Source organism: Nonomuraea sp. 3N208 (assembly GCF_052245935.1).
Lineage (GTDB): Bacteria > Actinomycetota > Actinomycetes > Streptosporangiales > Streptosporangiaceae > Nonomuraea.
The window spans coordinates 102697-119019 of the sequence record NZ_JBQQBR010000011.1; the positions used below are offsets into that span (position 1 = coordinate 102697).

A 16323-nucleotide genomic window follows, 5' to 3' on the forward strand; every position below is an offset into this window, starting at 1 on the left:
TGAGCCAGGGCCAGAACGATGGCGGGCCCAGGCTGCCGGTTGTCTTCCTCCCTCCTGCTCCAAGCCTGGCCCAGAAATCCCTGAGCAGGAAGGACGCGCCGTTCCTAGGAACAACCTTCCCTGGAAAAGTCCCGACACTACCCACGATCTGCCGATATGGAGGCGATGATATTCAGCCAATGGGAGCGCCGAACCTCTCTCTGTGCTGCCGAGCGCCTCATAGTCGGCCACAATCGTCAGGTATGAATTCCATGCCAATAAACCCTCGGGGGGCTCTGGCCGACTTTCTCACCGCCCGGAGAGCACTTGTCAGCGCGGCCGATTGCAATCTGCCGGCAAGCAACTGCATGCGTCGCGTGCCCGGTCTCCGTCGCGAAGAAGTGGCCCACCTGGCAGGAATCAGCGCGGACTACTACAGACGCCTGGAACAAGGCCGCGTCCGCACCGCGTCACCGGCGGTCCTGCACGCCATCGGCCGGGCACTACGACTCAACGACGACCAGCAACTCCACCTCCTCCAACTGGCACAGCACGACGTCATCGAGCGCGGCACCGACGACGACAGCTGCGTCACCCCCCAGGTTCAGCGCCTCCTGCGCAACCTCATCGACACGCCCGCCCTGGTCTTCAACCGCTACCTGGACATCCTGGCCTGGAACAGGCTGGGCTCGGCACTCTTGGGTGATCTTTCGGCCATCGAGCCTCAGCACCGCAACTACGCACGCATGACCTTCCTTCATCCGCACACCCGTGCCATGGCCGTCGACTGGGAAAGCCGGGCCCAGGAAGTGGTCTCCAGCCTGCGCATGGCCGCCGGCGCGGATCCCGATCAACCCAGACTCCGAGAACTGGTCGCCGAGTTGTCCGCACGAGATCCGAACTTCCGCACGTGGTGGGAGCAGCACCTGATCACTATGCGCCCCTTCGGCCGGTGCCGGCTCCGCCATCCCGTCGTCGGGCAGTTCGAGGTGGACTGGCATGCACTCAACAGCCCCGACAACACCGAACAGGCAATCGTGCTGATGAGCGCTCCCCCAGGTGGCACTGACCACGCGGCGATCCGAGCGCTCGACGCCTGGGCGAAACAGCAGCGTCTCAGCGCCGGCGGCGGCGCCGTCCGCACGACTGCCCGGCCCCTTCGCCACGCACCCCGGCGTGTGGCCGACGACCTGCGACCTGATCGTTAGCGGTTCACGGGTTTGGGTAGCCGCGATCCGTAGTCGATGAAGGGGGACATCGTGCGCACTCGTGATCTCGATTCAGGCGTGGCTACAGCGGAAGGGCGCCCGTGGACCAGGACCGTGGGCATGCTCGGCGCCGGCGCCACGGCCGGCGCCACCATCGAGTATCTGCTGGACCCTGACCGTGGGCGCAGCCGCCGGGCCAGGGTCCGCGACCAGGCCTCGCACGCCGTGCACGAACTCACGCACGGTCTGGGCCGGGTGAGCCGCGATCTACGCAACCGCTCACGCGGGATCGCCGCGCAGACCCGCTTCCGGCTGACCGGCCGTTCCGCGGACGACCGGATCCTGCATGAACGCGTGCGAGCGGAGCTCGGCCGCTATCTGACCCATCCGCATGCCGTTCATGTGACCGTAGAGGACCGCGTGGCGCGGCTGGAGGGCGACGTGCTCAGCCGCGAGGAGCGACCGGCGGAGCGCGCGGTCCGTCGTATCCCCGGTGTGAAGGCCGTCGACGCGAGGTGGAACGTGCACCGGGACCCGTCGAACGTGCCCCAGCTCCAGGGCCCGGGCCGAGCCCGGCCGCCCGTTCCCGAGTTGCTCCATCAGCACTGGGCACCATCGGCCAGGTTCGTCACCGGTACGGCCGGCGCGGCCCTGTGGATCCTCGCCCGCCGGTTCCACCCGGCGATCGCCTGGACCCTGCGCGGCGCCGGCACCGCGCTCGCCGCCCGCGCCGCCACCAACCTCCCGCTACGCCGGCTCACTGGTATCAACGCCGGCCGGCGCGCCATCGACGTCAACCGCGCCGTCTCGATCGCGGCGAGCCCGGAGGCCATCTGGCCGCTGGTCAGTGACTACTCCATCTTCGCCGAGTTCATGCCCGATGTCCGCGAGGTCCGGCGCTCCGCCGACGGCCTCCGCTCGCACTGGGAGATCACCGGCCCCGCGGGCCGGCTCATCAGGCTCGACGCCATCGAGACCAGCCGCGAGGAGGGTAAGCACGTCGCGTGGAAGTCCGCCGACGGCCGGCTGATCGCCCACGCCGGGATGGTGCGGCTGACGCCTGAAGAGAACGGCAGGACGCGGGTGCAGGTGCAGCTGTCCTACAACCCGGTGGTGGGCGCGGCCGGTCATGCGATCGCGCGACTGCTGGGCGCGGATCCGGCGACCAAGCTCAAGGTGGACCTGATGCGGCTCAAGTCGTACATCGACGACCACGTCACGGTGGACACTGGAGCGCGCCCTGGCCTGCGTGGCTAACGAGGTTCCTCGCCTTCGCGCGGCCGTACCACGGCTACCGGGCAGGTCAGGTGGTGCAGCACCGCGTGGCTGACCGAGCCGAGCACCGCCGAGGCGAAGCCACCCAGCCCACGCGAACCCACGACCACCAGGTCAGCTGTGCCGCCCGCCTTGATCAGGACGCTGACCGGATGGCCGACCACCGTCTCATCGGTGATCGCCACGTCCGGGTTCCTGTCGCGCCAGCGGGCCACCCGCTCCCCCGCCGCCTGCATCTCCTGCTCGCAGGCATCCTCCAGCAGGCTGCTGTACGCCGCAGCGTACGGCGACAGGATCGAGGCCTGCCAGGCGTAGACGACGTGCAGCGGGACCTCGCGGGCACGGGCCTGGTCCACGGCGTACCGCATCGCGGTCTCGGAATGCTCGGAGCCGTCGTATCCGACGGCCACCAGCCCGTGCCGCACCGCCGACGTCGCGCGTACGACCACCACCGGACCGGCGGCGTGCCCGGCGACGCCCATGCTGACCGAGCCGACCACCATGCCGGCGAATCCGCCGAGTCCCCGGCTGCCGAGCACCACGCTGTCGGCCGAGGCGGACTCGCCGATCAGCGTGTCGACCACGTTGCCGGACAGCATCTGCGTGGTCACCTCCACGCCGCGGGTCAGGTCGCGGGCCCTGTCGGCGGCCGCGGCCAGAGCTCGGGCGCAGTACTTCGTCGTGTCCACGTCGAGTGGCCGCTGCTGGCACACGTGCACGATCCGCAGGCTCAACTCCCTGCGCTGGGCATCGGCGGCGGCCCACTCCACAGCCGCCGTCGCCGGTGCGGACCCATCCACGCCGATCACGATGTGTCTGGCCATCTCGCACCTCCTTCGTTGTCACCCTCCAGCCTCGCACGACCCGGCGTACACCACCGATCGCCATCAGAGCCGGTGGGCCGGCCCGCCGGATCTCACGTATTAGGGTGAGCGGCGCTGATGGCGGCCAGGGCGGAGTCGCGTTCCAGATCGAGGGCCAGGTCGCCCAGCGACAACACCCCCACCGGCCGCTCGTTGTCGAGCACCGGCAGCCGGCGCACCGCATGCAGGCGCATCAGCTCCACGGCGTACCACTCGCCATCGTCGACGGAGACGGTCACCAGCGTCCGGCTGCAGATGTCACCGGCCGAAACGAGCTCGGGTGACAGGCCTTGCGCGACCGCTCGTACCACGATGTCCCGATCGGTCAAAACCCCGACCAGCCGTCCGTCCTCCATGACGAAAACGTCTCCGATGTCGTACTCGCGCATCTCCCGCGCCGCGGCCACCAGCGTGGAATCGACGCTCACCATCACGACATCCTTCGTCATCACGTCCCGAACGCGCCGTGTCATAGCAGGTCCTCAGCAGCAGAAACACTCGTGGATGAGAGGCCGGCACGGCGGCCTCAGCCGGTCGGCGATGTGGCGGCCGCACCAGACCTCCTGCCTCGACAGTGCCCCGCACACCGCACTAAAGTCACATCCGCCGGCGATTTTGCCGCCTCAAGCAGGTTTCCCAACCCTCTAGAAGGCAAGGGCCGTCACCCTCACTGCGCGGTACGGCTCCCGGCATGTCCCGCCGCCACCAACCCCGCGCCGAGGCCGAGCCAAAGGCTGAAGACGGAACCGGTGGCGCCGGTCAACGAAAGCTCCAAGCCGAGCTCGGCGAGCACCACCACGGCCGCCGCCAGGAACAGCGCGCCTGCGGCGAGCAACAGCGGCGGGCGGCCCAGGCGTGCGGCCAGGCATGCCACCAGGCCGAGCACTACCGCGACGGACGCGGTCACCGCGGTCATCTCGACGAACCGCCAGTCGCCGCCGGCGAACACGAACACGGCGCTGACCACCGAGGCGACGCCGAGCGCGAGCGCGTACCGATTCGGTGCCCAGCCGACCCGGCGCTCCGGATCCCGTAGTCCGTCCGCCCCGTAGAAGCGTCCCGCCGCCGTCGCGAAGAGCGCGAGGTGCACCATGATCATCAGGAAGTATGACCAGTGCCACTCGTTCGGCGTGTTCAGCACCGACAGCGTGATCGCCAAGGTCTGCCCGATGCCGATCAACGCCCACAACCTCGTGGCGAGCCCCACCAGCAGGAAGGCCCCCAGCCCCGCTTCGACCAGCAGCACCAACCAGCCGAAGATCGTGAAGTTGGGCAGCACCAGGTGCTCGACCAGCCAGGAGTACGGCGGGAGCACCGGGTACTGCACGGCGTACCCCGTGAACAGGAACAGACCGCGTGGCGGCGAGGTCTGACCGAACCCGTCGGCAGGGGTTTTCCAGCCCGCGTTCTGTATCCACAACAGCGCGGTGGCCACGCGCACCACAGCCAGGGTGGCGGGAGCACTGCGCGAAAGGGTGGCGACGTCGGACATCGGCATACTCCTCGAAGAGGCGCTGTCACCTACCCAACACCGAACCCCTGCCGATCACGATCTGCAGGGGCCGGGTCCACGGGTTGGTGGCGGGTGGCGGTTGTCAGATAGTGCCCGACCGGACACTGTGCGGCTCACGCTCAACGGATGTTCAGCGCCACGTCCTCCCCGGCGGGGCGGTTCTCGACGAGGCGGAGCAAGGCGCGGGCGGGCACGCCGAGCGGACGAGTGGTGCGGGTGATGAGCAGGTCGGTGTCGACCACGCCAGAGGAAACGGTGGGGCCGAAAGGGCTCCAGAACGCCCCGTCCGTGGTGATGGTGAGCTCGGCGGGCAGATCCTGCTGCCGGGCGGTCACGCCGAGATCGTGGTCGACGGCGCGGCCTCGCCGGACGATCGGCCGGATGATGTGGTCCTCGTCGGGTACGCCGAGGTCGCGGTGGAGGGTGCACAGGCGGTCGAGGTCGGCGTCCTCGATCGACTCGACGGTGGTGGCGATGCGTACCTTGACGCCGCGCTCCACCAGTCGTGGGATCGCGTCGACGACCTTGTCGAAGTTCTCCGGGCCACGCATCTCGTCGTTGGCTTCGGGGTCGGGGCGGTCCAGCGAGATCTGCATCGCCACCGGGCGCCCCAGGATCGGCTCGAGCCGATCGAGCCGCTTGGGCGTGAAGAGCGTGCCGTTGGTGAGCACCAGCACGGGCAGGTGCTCGGCCATGTCCGCCAGAGTCTTGGGCAACCCCATCACCAGGAACGGCTCGCCGCCAGTGACGCCGAGGTCGGTGAACCCCAGCTGTGCGGCCTCCTCGGCGATTTCGACCATGCGCTCGTGGCCGAGCTCGCGGCGCGCGACCTGCGGCGCGGATTCGGTCAGGCAGTAGGTGCAGGCGAGGTTGCAGTGGTAGTCGGCATACATCCAGACGCGGCCGGGAAGCCGTCCCTCGGCCACCGCCTCAGCGACGGTGCTCATCGGATCCCCTCACGTTCACAGCAGGTCCTCCAGCCTCAGCCGGGACAGCGTGTCGGGCGCGGTGGGCAGTTCGAGCGCCGTGGCCAGGCGGTTGAGCATCAGGGTGGCCCCCGCGACCACGGTCAACTCCACCATCTCGTGATCGGCGAAATGCTCGCGGAGCCGGGCCCGCGCCTGGTCGGGCACCGGCCCGTTCCCTGCCGCGACGGCGTCCGACCAGGCGATCACCGCGCGTTCGGCGGCATCGGCGAACACCTCCTGATACTCGCAGGACAAGCGCAGTGCGAGGATCTCCTCGCGTGACAGGCCCGCATCCAGCGCGACGGCGGTGTGGGTCTGCACGCAGTAGCGGCATCCGGCGAGCGCCGAGACGCGCACGATCACCAGTTCCTTGGTCCGCCACGAGAGCGCGGACGGGCCGAGGGCGGCCCCGATGAACGGCAGCGCGACCTCCAGCAGGTCGGGCACATGAGCCAGCGCGCTCACGATCGGCCCCGGATCGCCGTTCCCGTAGAAGGGGCGGGCCAGCAGCGGCGCCTGATCGGCCGCCAGCAATCGCACGGCACTCATGCGGCTCACGGTATGCCCAATGATCTCCACCGTCAGCGACGCCCCGGATGACGTCACAGCTTCGTAAGACACCTGCCAGTACGTCCGTGGTTCCGTACCGGTATGCGCCACTTCCTGCTCGCGCTGCTCCTGGCCACCTCGCTCACCACGGGGTGTGGAGGCGCTGGCGAGACCGCCGTGAACGGGCCAAAGAATGAGCAGGGGATCCCTGACAAGCTTCGCGTCGGATTGATCCCCAACATCTCTCCCGAACAACAGCGAGCGAAGTACGAGCCGTTCGCGACGTTCCTGGAACGCCGGCTCGGCGTGGCGGTGGACCTGTTCGTCGCCTCCGACTACGCGGGAGTCGTCGCGGCGCTCGCCGGAGGGCGGATCGACCTGGCCTACCTCGGCGGGCTCAGCTACGTCCAAGCCCAGCAGCAGGTCCAGCTCACTCCGCTGGTCACCGAGGTCGACCACGCCACCGACTCGCCGCAGTACGTCTCCGCGGTCGTGGTCCGGGCCGATTCGCCGTACCAGGATCTGAAAAAGGACATCGTCGCTGCTGGACGGTCGTTCGCCTTCGGCGACGTCAGCTCCACTTCGGGCAGCCTCTACCCGCGGATCATGCTGACCGAGGCGGGTGCGACGTGTTCGCCGCGGCGCGTGGACGAGTGCCCGCCGCTGCGGCAGGTCACGTTCACGGGCGGGCACGACGCCACCGCGCAGGCGGTGTTGAGCGGGCAGGCCGACGCGGGCGGGATCGAGCTGCGCATCTTGCGGCGTCTGGAGAAGGAGGGCAAGATCCCGGCGGGCAAGCTGCGCGTGATCGCCGAGCGCCGGGTCCAGGGCTATCCGTGGGTGATGCGCGCAGCGCTCGGGGAGCGCGCGCGTGCCGCCCTGACCGAGGCGTTCACTTCGATCGAGGATCCGGCGCTGCTCGACCTGATGCGGGCCAAAAGCTACGTGACGGTCACCGCCGCCGACTATGACGAGGTCCGCCGCGCCGCGGCCGACCTCGGGCTGCTCACCGTCAAGCAGTGAGGCTACGGAACGGAGGCGGACATCGAAGTCCAGACGCGACAGCTGAGCGTGGATTTTCCCGGCCGGCGGCTGCGCGCGGTCGACCGGGTGACCCTGCGGATCGCGGAAGGTGAGCAGGTGGCGCTGCTCGGGCCCTCGGGCGCGGGCAAGTCGACGTTCCTGCGCGCTCTGCTCGGCGCGGTTACCATCACCGGCACGGTCCGGGTGGGCGAGTGGGACCCGTACGGTACCGCCGCCGAGCGACGGGCGATCCGGCGAGCCAGCGGGTTCGTCCGGCAGGGCGGAGACCTGGTGCCCGGGCTGTCGGCGCGGCTGAACGCCGCCATGGGCACCAGCCCGTCCTGGACACTGCGCGACTGGGCGAGGGTGCTCGGCGGCCGGGCGCCGGCGGCGCAGGAGGAACGGCTCGCGGCTCTCGCCGACCGGCACGGGATCACGGACTCGCTGCCCGCGCGCGTCCGGGAGCTGTCCGGCGGGCAGCGCCAGCGGGTCGCCGTCATCCGCGCTCTGCTCCCCGGGCCACGGCTCTTGCTGGCCGACGAGCCGACCAGCGGGCTGGATCCGGTCACCGCGGCGGCCGTGGTCGACACCCTCTGCTCGCCGGCCGGATCGATGACGGTCGTCGTCGCCACCCACGACCTGGCCGTGGCCCGGCGCTTCCCGCGCATTCTGGCCATGCGTGACGGCAGGCTGGTTCACGACGGGCAATCCCTCGACGAGACGACGGCAGCCGGCGTCTATGGCGATGGGGAAAGTCCCCGATGAACCGGCGTTCGCGGTGGCCGCGCTGGGGGCATGCCGTGGTGCTCGCCCTCGTGCTCGGCTGGGCCGTGCACGGCACCGGGCTGAGCGTCAGCGCGCTCGCCGACGGGGCAGGTGGAGCCCTCCTGCTCCTCGAGGGCTTCCTGTCTCCCGACCTGTCCGGCGCGTTCCTGTCGGATGTGGCGGGCGCACTCGTGGAGACCGTGCAGATCTCACTGACCGGCCTGTTCTTCGCCGCCCTGCTGGGATTGCCGCTCGCCGTGCTGATCGCGGGCAACGTCGAGGCGGCCCCGGCCGTGCGGGCGGCGGCCAGGACGACCGCGGCGACGTTGCGCGGAGTCCCCGACCTGCTGTGGGCGCTGCTGTTCGTGGCGATGCTCGGGCCCGGAGCGGCGGCGGGATCGATGGCCCTCGCCGTGCACGGGGCCGGCCTGCTCGCAAAGCTCTGCGCAGAGCAGCTCGAGGCCGTGGACCCCGCCCCAGTCGAGGCGCTTCGCCTCACCGGCTCCGGCCGTATGGCCACCACCGCGCTCGCCGTGGCGCCGCAGGCCGCACCCGGCCTGGCCTCGCTGCTGCTCTACCAGTGGGAGTGCAACCTGCGTACCTCGACCGTGCTCGGTTTCGTCGGCGCCGGGGGAATCGGTCAGGAACTGGCCGTCTCGCTCAAGCTGTTCCGCTACGACGAGCTGTCGACGCTGGTCATCGCCGTTCTCGCGGTGATCCTGCTTGTCGATTTGGCCTCCCGTACGCTCAGGCGCAGGCTAGGAGCGGCCACATGAGAAAGGTGGAAGGGATCGTGCGCGCAACCGAATTGCTCCGTGCCTGGGCCGAAGACCTGGCGGCATGGCGCATTCCCGAGTCGATCCTGTCCGGCGTCACCGAGTCGCCATGGGTCCTGCCCGACGAGGTCTTCGCCCGCCGCGCCGACCGCTACCTGGCCGCACCCTGCGGGCCGTCCTACGAGCGTGCGATGGAGGCCCTCGGGCCTGGCGGCTCGGTGCTCGACATCGGCGCCGGGGCCGGCGCGGCCAGTCTGCCTCTGGCCTCCCGTACCACCGGTCTCACCGCTGTGGACTCTCATCAGCCGCTTCTCGACGACCTGGTGCGCCGCGCCGTCCCACTGGGCCTGACTCCCGTGGTCGTATGCGGCACCTGGCCCGAAGCCGCCCCCAAGGTGCCGGAGGCCGACGTGGTGCTCTGCCACCATGTGATCTACAACGTGGCGGATCTGGCGCCGTTCATCGCGGCGCTGACCGGGCACGCTCGCCGCCGGGTGGTCGCGGAGATCACCGTGCGGCACCCGCTGGCCGATCTGAACCCGTACTGGAAGCAGTTCCACGGCCTGGACCGGCCCGAGGGCCCGACGGCCGAGCAGGTGATCGAGATCCTCCAAGCGCTCGGCCTGCAGGTGAAGGCCGAGCATTGGGCCCGCCCGGAGATGGCCGAATACGACAGCTTCGCAACCCTCGTGGATGTCACCCGCCGCCGCCTCTGCCTGCCACCGGAGCGCCGCGACGACGTCGCCGCGGCGCTGTCGAACGCGGGTGTCACCGAGGAGTGCCCACCCGACCTCGGCTCATCCGGCCGCGAACTGGTCACCCTCTGGTGGCCGGGCTCGAGCACGACCAGCAGCTGAGCGATACGCGTGATCCTCGCGTGAGTTCTTGCGGAGTTGCACGTCAAGGACTTGAAGAAGTCTTCAATTAACGACATCATGGCTTCACCGATTTTCCATGAGGCAGGAGATGCAGGTGGGAGACTTCGCGGGAACCATGCGGAGCCGGGTGCGGGAGGCGCGCGAGGCCCTGCGGGTGGCTCGCGAGTCCGGTGATCAGCATGGGATGCAGGTCCATGCCGAGGATCTGGAGGGGCTCCTGCGCCTGGCCGCCGAGCATGAAATATTTATCGAGGTCGATGGCGGGGCGGAGTGAGGATGCCGATCCCGCTCTATCAGGCGAAGGCGGATTTGTTCCGCACGCTGGGACATCCCATTCGGATTCGGATCTTGGAGCTGTTGCAGCAGGGTCCGCTGGCCGTGCGTGAGCTGGCCGCGGCCGTGGAGGTCGAGTCGTCCACCATGTCCCAGCACTTGGGGGTGTTGCGCATGGCGGGAGTGGTGTCGGCTAAGCGGGACGGCGGGAGTGTGATCTACGCGCTGAGCGCCGGCGAAGTGGCCGAGCTCCTAGGAGCTGCGCGGCGGCTGCTGACCGAGGTGATCGCCGATCAGAGCGGGCTGCTGGCCGAGCTTCGGCAGCCGCCGTACGAATCCCCGCCTGGGTGATCTCCTGCTGATCGTCGGGTGGCGTGCGAAGCAGGGAGACAACGATGGGGTTGTTGCCGGCTCCACCAGGCCCTCCATCGAAGACGCCGTCATGGACATGACGGACATCGGGCAACACACCGATACCCAGGCCCCGCTACTCACCCGCCCCGACCAGCTGCCACCGCAGGGTCCCGGGATGATCCTGCCGACGGTCGCCGAGATCAAGCGCCTGGGTCTTGGCATTTCCCGGAACCGGCATGCCGCCTGATTCGATGGTGGACATCTCAACCGTGCGGAGTTGAGCGTGTCCACCATGTTGCCGCAGTTCTCCGATCACACCAGCTTGATGATGGTTCCGGCGATGTTCAGCACCTGCCTGAGCCAGTCGAGGATGGGAGGGAGGCTCAAGTTGACGGCTGACCTCCATGCCCACCTGTAGCCACCGGCCAGTTCGGGCCATGCAGCAGCGATCGCGGCATTTACCCCGTTGTGGTTGAAGTTGAAGTCCCGGGACCCCGGTTCGAAGGTCCCGTGGCATCGTCCCGATGCCGAGAGGCTGAATGCCGGATTGCCGTCCCTGGTGGTTATGAGCCAAGAGTGGGCCACGTTGTAGCTGGGCAGGCCAGAATCGTGGAAATGGCCGCTGAGGTGGAATGCGCCGTTGGGATAGAGGGCCACATTCGACCATCCCCTCACCGGTACGCCTCCGCCGAAGTGGATGGGACCAGTGCTCGCCTGGATGCTGGGCAGCGCGCGGGCGGGGGCTTCTGCTCCGGGGACGAGTCCCTCGATTTGTTCGCCCCAGGTAGGCCAATCCGGGTGGTCCATCAGGTCTGCGAGGATCGAGTCGCCGGCGGCAAACCCTGCCCCATCGCTCTCCGGATCGGACTCGTAGAGTCCTGCCACCGCCTTGGATTGACCGGCCTCTCCGAGAATCCGGTGGGCGCTTGCCAGAAGCGCCCGCTGCTGGACGTCGGTGAGCTCCGGCATTTCAGTGGGCGCGATTGTTTCGGTCATTTCCGTTCCCCCGAATCGGTCGAGAATTGATGGTTGACACGAATGGGTCCGTTTAAGAACTCAGAACACCGGCCGCCATCGCACCATCCAGCTCAGCTCGCGAATGGCGACTGCCGTACTAGCCCTGCGCCGTCGGCACATCAGGCTGCCAAGCCTCAGTCGGTGCGTACGTCATTCTTCCCCGACACACGCGTGCGTCATTGCGACGCGTTTTCTCGGCATCCTGCGATGAGTCCGTTTCCACGCGTTTCGCTTCCTGCATCGGCACGAAAGGCCACCAAGCCTTCGTTGTTGCGTATGTCAACCTTCCCCCCGTGTGTCGTGAAAGCGCGACGCGCATGACGGATTCCGCTTTGGCTAGGCAAAGATGACACCCATCAAGACACGGAGAATCCCCGTGGCTCTGCCAACGGCAATGCGACAACTCCCCCATCAGAGTCATGGGTCCCACCCCGTTAGGCCACGGAATCGCGCCACCCCGGTCGGCATCTGCCCACCTGGCATCACCTTGCTACATATGGCCTCTGACCTGCAATGACACGTCTTTCATAGGAAGAGTCCTCCCACGGAGAGCCGGTCATACGTGCGACAATCCCCGTTGCGGATCACGAGAACAGCAGCAGCAGTCGTCGTGGCCCGCTGGGGGACTTTTTGGCCGCTCGCCGAGCATCGCTCAACGCAACCGAGGCCGGCTTGACCGAATCCGGGCAGATCCGCCGTGTACCTGGGCCGCGCCGCGAAGAGGTGGCCCAACGGGCCGGAATCAGCACCGACTACTACAGCCGTCTGGAGCAAGGACGCGTTCGTACCGCCTCTCGCGCCGTGCTCGACTCCATGGGCCGGGCGCTGTAACTGAACAGTGACCAGCAGCGTTACCTCATCCAGCTTGCTCATCCCGCTGACAGCGATCGCTGTGGCGGCGGGGATGTGGGCCGATGCGGCACCGCCGCATCGCAACTACGCGCGCATGGTCTTTCTTGACCCGCACACCAGGTCCCTCTTGGCGGACTGGAAGGAACGCGCGCAAGAAATCGTGTCCAGCCTGCGCATGGCTGTCGGAGCGTACCCAGCGCATGTCAGGTTGCGCGAGCTGGTCGACGAGCTGACTGCTTGTGATGGCAATTTTCGTACCTGGTGGAGACAGCACCTCGTCACGACACGCACTTGCGGGCAGAGTCGGCTCAACCATCCAATAGCCGGACAATTCCGCGTTGACTGGCACGTCCTCACACAAGTCGACGATAGTGAACAGGGAATCGTGCTGATAAGCGCCCCCGCCGGCACCCCCTCCCACGCCGCCATTCGGCGTCTGGACGCCTGGGCGGCAAAGCAAAACCTGCAGCACGGCGTGGGCGCACGAGCAATCGACGCCGGCTCGCAATAGCCCCGTCCGGACTCTTACGGTTGTCAAACCGCTGCTGGAAGATCGTGCTCCCGCCGGCAAGCTGACGGCCCGCCACCCTCCGGCTCCGCACTGTCCCTGGTGGTCAGCACCACCCGCGCGTGTGCGAGGCTCGTCAAGGACGCAGCCGCCTCCGAAGGCATGCGCCGTGTGGTGACCTCCTCGAGGCGATCGCGCCGATCTCGACCAGCTGGGCGGTTCCTGTGCTGTTCCTGGTCAGGACCTTCGAGGTGAGGGTAGTGACCGGTGTCAGCTCATATCGCGGGCAGAGGCCGAGCCGGGTCTGCGCAACCGGGGGTGAGTGATCATCTGCCGCGGAGTGGCCTGTACGTCAGGAGGCTGCTATGAGAAAGGGCGGCACGTCCACCACTGCGGAGCGTTCCGGAAGACCGAGGCTGACGTTGGGCGTCGAGGAGGAGTTCCTCCTGCTGGACCGCTCCGACGGGTGCCCGGTCGACCGGGCACCGGGGATCCTGACGCTGCTCGGCGGCGAGCCGCGGGTCAAGTACGAGTTCCTGCGGTACCAGTTGGAGACCGTCACCGGTGTGTGCACGGATCTGGGGCAGGTGGCGGAGGAACTCGCGTTGTCTCGACGGCTTGCCGCCGGCGCGGCGATGGAGCTGGACTGCCATCTGGTCGCCACCGGTATGGCGCCGCAGCGCGGCAACGGCCTGTGCCAGGTCACGGCCGATCCCCGTTATCTGCGATTGGTCGCCCGTTATGGCGCACTGGCCGCGGGTCCCGGCACCTGCGGCTGCCATGTGCACGTCGGCGTCCCTTCGCGGGAACTGGGGGTGCGGGTCCTGTCGAGGCTCCGGCCGTACCTGGCCACGTTGCTGGCCCTCAGCGCGAATTCTCCCGTCGCCGACGGTCGCGACACCGGCTGGGCCAGCAGCCGCTACCTGCGATGGACCCGATGGCCATCGGCGGTGCCTCCCCGGGTGTGGCGGTCCGCGGCCGACTACGACGCCGCCGTACGCCGGCTGATCCTCCGGGGGGATGCGCTGGACGAGCGAGGCGTCTACTTCCACGCCCGCCTGTCACCGCGCTACCCGACGGTGGAGTTGCGCATCATGGACGCCTGTCTCACGGTCGAGGACACCCTCCTGGTCGCCGGACTGGCACGGGCGTTGGTCGCGCTGGCGATCAACGACGAGAGACGCCAAGTACCGATCAAGTCCATCAGCAACCAGCGGATCGCCGCCGAGCTGCGCGCCGCCGCCCGGCACGGCCTGGTCGCGCATGCTGTCGATCCGTACACCGGATCCACGGTGCCGCACCGCCTCATGCTGGACGGCATACTGAACCGCCTGCCTGACCCCCAATCGATCGCCCGGCTGCTCCACCGGCTCGCGCTCCGCGGTACGGGTGCCGACAGGCAGCGCGCGATGTGGGCCCGCGCCGACTCGCCGCAGCGCTTCGCCCAGTTCCTCGCCGACGCAACCCTGCGCTGAGTCCACGGGCTCGCGGGTCGGGTGAGCTTTCAGTGCACGCCCGCCGGATGCGTCTGGTCCGCTGCCAGGCAGGTCAGGAGGCCGGCGGCGTCGGCGCGTCGGCGCCTCGGGACGGGCTCCGGCGGCCGGGTCTGTGCGGCCGCCGGATGTGGAAGACGCGCCGTCTACCGCCAGCCGTACAGGTGAGGAGGAGCGCCGAGGCCCGCTCCGTACATCTCTTGACTCGGCTGGGCGGGCCCGCCGTAGACGCCGGCGCCGGGCTGAACCGCCGTAAGCCCGATGGTCTGCTGCGGGAGGCCGGGCGAGAGCCCAGCCAAGATCATCTCGCTGGTGAGCTGGTCCATCATCGCGTGGATTTCGGACGGTTGCGGAATGACGCCGGGCAGCGAGGGCGCGAGGGCGCGGACGGCGTCCGGCAGCCCCATTCCGGTGCGGAGCGGATCACCGAAGTTCAGTGGCGTGCAGCTGGACTTCATGATCTGGAAGAGGCGGTCCACGCGTCTGGCGTCGCGGTGCCTGAACCCGTCGGTGAAATCGACATGGTGGGCCAGAACGAGCGCGGCCAGGCCGGTGACATGGGGGGTGGCCATTGAGGTGCCGTCCCACGCGGCATAGCCGTCCGGCGGTATCGCCGACACGACCGCCACGCCGGGAGCGCAGACGTCGATCTCCGGACCGAAGCAGGTGAACTCGGCCGAGAAATAGCCTTCGCCGGTTCGCGGCTGGCGGATCTGGTCGGCGTGCGTGCTGTCGGCCGGGAACGTGTCGGCCTTACCGATCGCGGCGACAGTGAGCACGGTCGGCAGGTTGCCGGGGAAGCTGACCGGCCCGCCATCGTTGCCTGCCGCGACCACACAGGCGACACCCGCGTTCCGCAGCTCTTCGATCTTGGCCGCCACCAGCGGAGAGGATTCCTTGGTGCCGAGGCTGAGGTTGACGACGTCGATCTCCTTGGCGATACAGTAGTTGAGCGCCTCGATGAGGTCGCTCAGCCGGCCGCCCGGGAAGATCTTGCAGGCGTAAACCTCCGCCTCCACAGCGAATCCCACGATGCCCTGGCCATTGTCGGCGCCCGTGATGACTCCGGCGCAATGTGAGCCATGGTGGACCTTGTCGGTCTTCCAACCACCTGCCTTGCGACCGGACAGGTCGCACCCGTCGACGACCTCGCCGGCCAGGTCAGGGTGCGCCACGGCGGCGCCCGAGTCGACCACTGCGATCTTGACTCCTGCTCCCCGGAACGTGGGAGGCAGCCGGTGCAGCTGCATGGCCTGCTGCCCCCAGCCGAACAACTGCCGGTCAGGGAAGCCGGGCAAGGTGTCGGAAAGCCTCTTGAGCACGATCAAGTTGTCGCGGTCCGGCCTGAGGTCCGGCCGGTCGACGATACGGCTCCAGTACCCGCTGCGGGGTTTGACCAGCACACTGGCGATCGACTCCGGCGTCTCGCCGGTCATCGTGACCGTGCCTCGCCCGTCGGCCCCCGTGACGGTCTGCGCGGGCCAGAGGTAGCCGTTGACCATGATGGTGACGTCGGGCACCGGCTTGCCGCCGGGATCGGTGACCAAGAAGGTGAAGGTGGATTCGATGCCCAAGGGCTGGACGACCTGGTGACGCGTCTCCCTGCGGGGCATGGCCGAGACCTGCGTGTAGGTGAGCAGCCGGTCACGCTCGACATGGACCTGGGGCAACTGCCTGCGCAGCGACTCGGCCTTCTCACGGCTCATCTGCACCACCGTCACGCTGGGGAAGGAAACACCCTGCACGCCCATTGGCCCCATCCCGGCCCGCTGGTGCATCTCCAGATGCCGCAGCACCTGGACCTGCGTGTCGCGCTCCAGCATGTCACGCAGGTCGGCGGCGTCCATTGGGGACGCCATCACACCCATCGCCTCCAAGGACGGCCGCGGCAAGACCGCCGCCATGTACTGCCGCGTGCGTGGCTGCACCTCCTGCTGCTGCGCCGGCTTGCCCCGTCCCGGCGACCGCGGCCGCGACTCGTTGTTGTTGGAACCAGTGCTGTTGGTCATGACGTCTGTGTCACCTTCTG

Annotated in this window: 19 protein-coding genes; 12 read left to right on the top strand and 7 right to left on the bottom strand. The window is 68.5% G+C overall.

What is annotated here, in order from left to right:
* Nucleotides 1–242: 242 nt before the first annotated feature.
* Complete coding sequence (locus ACTWPT_RS18465; protein WP_443178635.1) at nucleotides 243–1187, top strand: helix-turn-helix domain-containing protein; 945 nt, start codon at nucleotides 243–245, stop codon at nucleotides 1185–1187.
* Between the two features lie 78 nt (nucleotides 1188–1265).
* Nucleotides 1266–2444, top strand: coding sequence for an SRPBCC family protein (locus tag ACTWPT_RS18470; RefSeq protein ID WP_443178636.1), 1179 nt, complete (start codon nucleotides 1266–1268; stop codon nucleotides 2442–2444).
* On the opposite strand, the gene ACTWPT_RS18475 is transcribed toward ACTWPT_RS18470, so the two are convergent.
* The 5 genes from ACTWPT_RS18475 to ACTWPT_RS18495 all read right to left on the bottom strand — a co-directional run bounded on the left by ACTWPT_RS18475 (nucleotide 2441) and on the right by ACTWPT_RS18495 (nucleotide 6355).
* On the bottom strand, nucleotides 2441–3286 hold the full coding sequence (locus ACTWPT_RS18475; protein ID WP_443178637.1) for a universal stress protein: 846 nt from the start codon (nucleotides 3284–3286) through the stop codon (nucleotides 2441–2443). The genes ACTWPT_RS18470 and ACTWPT_RS18475 overlap by 4 nt on opposite strands.
* A 92-nt stretch (nucleotides 3287–3378) precedes the next feature.
* Nucleotides 3379–3798 (bottom strand): CBS domain-containing protein, encoded by a 420-nt coding sequence (locus ACTWPT_RS18480; protein WP_443178638.1) that lies wholly within the window; start codon nucleotides 3796–3798, stop codon nucleotides 3379–3381.
* A gap of 194 nt (nucleotides 3799–3992) precedes the next feature.
* On the bottom strand, nucleotides 3993–4817 hold the full coding sequence (locus tag ACTWPT_RS18485; RefSeq protein ID WP_443178639.1) for an Rv1678 family membrane protein: 825 nt from the start codon (nucleotides 4815–4817) through the stop codon (nucleotides 3993–3995).
* Nucleotides 4818–4957: 140 nt separating this feature from the next.
* On the bottom strand, nucleotides 4958–5785 hold the full coding sequence (locus tag ACTWPT_RS18490) for a radical SAM protein (protein WP_443178640.1): 828 nt from the start codon (nucleotides 5783–5785) through the stop codon (nucleotides 4958–4960).
* A gap of 15 nt (nucleotides 5786–5800) precedes the next feature.
* Nucleotides 5801–6355 carry a carboxymuconolactone decarboxylase family protein gene (locus ACTWPT_RS18495; protein WP_443178641.1) on the bottom strand — a complete coding sequence of 185 codons (555 nt, stop codon included), beginning with the start codon at nucleotides 6353–6355 and terminating at the stop codon, nucleotides 5801–5803.
* Nucleotides 6356–6457: 102 nt separating this feature from the next.
* Here ACTWPT_RS18495 and phnD point away from each other — a divergent pair, with 102 nt between their 5' ends.
* From phnD to ACTWPT_RS18530, 7 genes are all read left to right on the top strand, one after another.
* Nucleotides 6458–7378 carry a phosphate/phosphite/phosphonate ABC transporter substrate-binding protein gene (phnD, locus tag ACTWPT_RS18500; RefSeq protein ID WP_443178642.1) on the top strand — a complete coding sequence of 307 codons (921 nt, stop codon included), beginning with the start codon at nucleotides 6458–6460 and terminating at the stop codon, nucleotides 7376–7378.
* Between the two features lie 48 nt (nucleotides 7379–7426).
* A complete protein-coding gene (locus ACTWPT_RS18505) occupies nucleotides 7427–8143 on the top strand; it encodes an ATP-binding cassette domain-containing protein (RefSeq protein WP_443178643.1) in 717 nt (238 codons plus the stop codon).
* Nucleotides 8140–8919 carry a phosphonate ABC transporter, permease protein PhnE gene (phnE, locus tag ACTWPT_RS18510; RefSeq protein WP_443178644.1) on the top strand — a complete coding sequence of 260 codons (780 nt, stop codon included), beginning with the start codon at nucleotides 8140–8142 and terminating at the stop codon, nucleotides 8917–8919. The genes ACTWPT_RS18505 and phnE overlap by 4 nt, the downstream gene beginning before the upstream one ends.
* Entirely contained in the window at nucleotides 8916–9776 is an 861-nt protein-coding gene (locus ACTWPT_RS18515) for a class I SAM-dependent methyltransferase (RefSeq protein WP_443178645.1), read from the top strand. Before phnE ends, ACTWPT_RS18515 begins: the two co-directional genes overlap by 4 nt.
* 97 nt (nucleotides 9777–9873) lie before the next feature.
* A complete protein-coding gene (locus tag ACTWPT_RS18520; RefSeq protein WP_443178646.1) occupies nucleotides 9874–10071 on the top strand; it encodes a hypothetical protein in 198 nt (65 codons plus the stop codon).
* A gap of 2 nt (nucleotides 10072–10073) precedes the next feature.
* Nucleotides 10074–10421, top strand: a complete 348-nt coding sequence (locus ACTWPT_RS18525) for an ArsR/SmtB family transcription factor (protein WP_443178647.1) — start codon at nucleotides 10074–10076, stop codon at nucleotides 10419–10421.
* 91 nt (nucleotides 10422–10512) lie between these two features.
* Nucleotides 10513–10671, top strand: a complete 159-nt coding sequence (locus ACTWPT_RS18530) for a hypothetical protein (protein WP_443178648.1) — start codon at nucleotides 10513–10515, stop codon at nucleotides 10669–10671.
* Nucleotides 10672–10736: 65 nt separating this feature from the next.
* Here ACTWPT_RS18530 and ACTWPT_RS18535 read toward each other — a convergent pair whose 3' ends face one another.
* A complete protein-coding gene (locus ACTWPT_RS18535; protein WP_443178649.1) occupies nucleotides 10737–11420 on the bottom strand; it encodes a hypothetical protein in 684 nt (227 codons plus the stop codon).
* A gap of 651 nt (nucleotides 11421–12071) precedes the next feature.
* Here ACTWPT_RS18535 and ACTWPT_RS18540 point away from each other — a divergent pair.
* The 3 genes from ACTWPT_RS18540 to ACTWPT_RS18550 all read left to right on the top strand — a co-directional run bounded on the left by ACTWPT_RS18540 (nucleotide 12072) and on the right by ACTWPT_RS18550 (nucleotide 14276).
* The gene (locus ACTWPT_RS18540) at nucleotides 12072–12272 is read left to right on the top strand and encodes a helix-turn-helix domain-containing protein (protein ID WP_443178650.1); all 201 of its coding nucleotides are present in this window, start codon (nucleotides 12072–12074) and stop codon (nucleotides 12270–12272) included.
* A gap of 34 nt (nucleotides 12273–12306) precedes the next feature.
* A complete protein-coding gene (locus ACTWPT_RS18545) occupies nucleotides 12307–12804 on the top strand; it encodes an MmyB family transcriptional regulator (protein ID WP_443178651.1) in 498 nt (165 codons plus the stop codon).
* 362 nt (nucleotides 12805–13166) lie between these two features.
* On the top strand, nucleotides 13167–14276 hold the full coding sequence (locus ACTWPT_RS18550) for a carboxylate-amine ligase (protein WP_443178652.1): 1110 nt from the start codon (nucleotides 13167–13169) through the stop codon (nucleotides 14274–14276).
* A 164-nt stretch (nucleotides 14277–14440) separates the two neighbouring features.
* On the opposite strand, the gene ACTWPT_RS18555 is transcribed toward ACTWPT_RS18550, so the two are convergent.
* Complete coding sequence (locus ACTWPT_RS18555; protein ID WP_443178653.1) at nucleotides 14441–16303, bottom strand: S8 family serine peptidase; 1863 nt, start codon at nucleotides 16301–16303, stop codon at nucleotides 14441–14443.
* Nucleotides 16304–16323 lie beyond the last annotated feature (20 nt).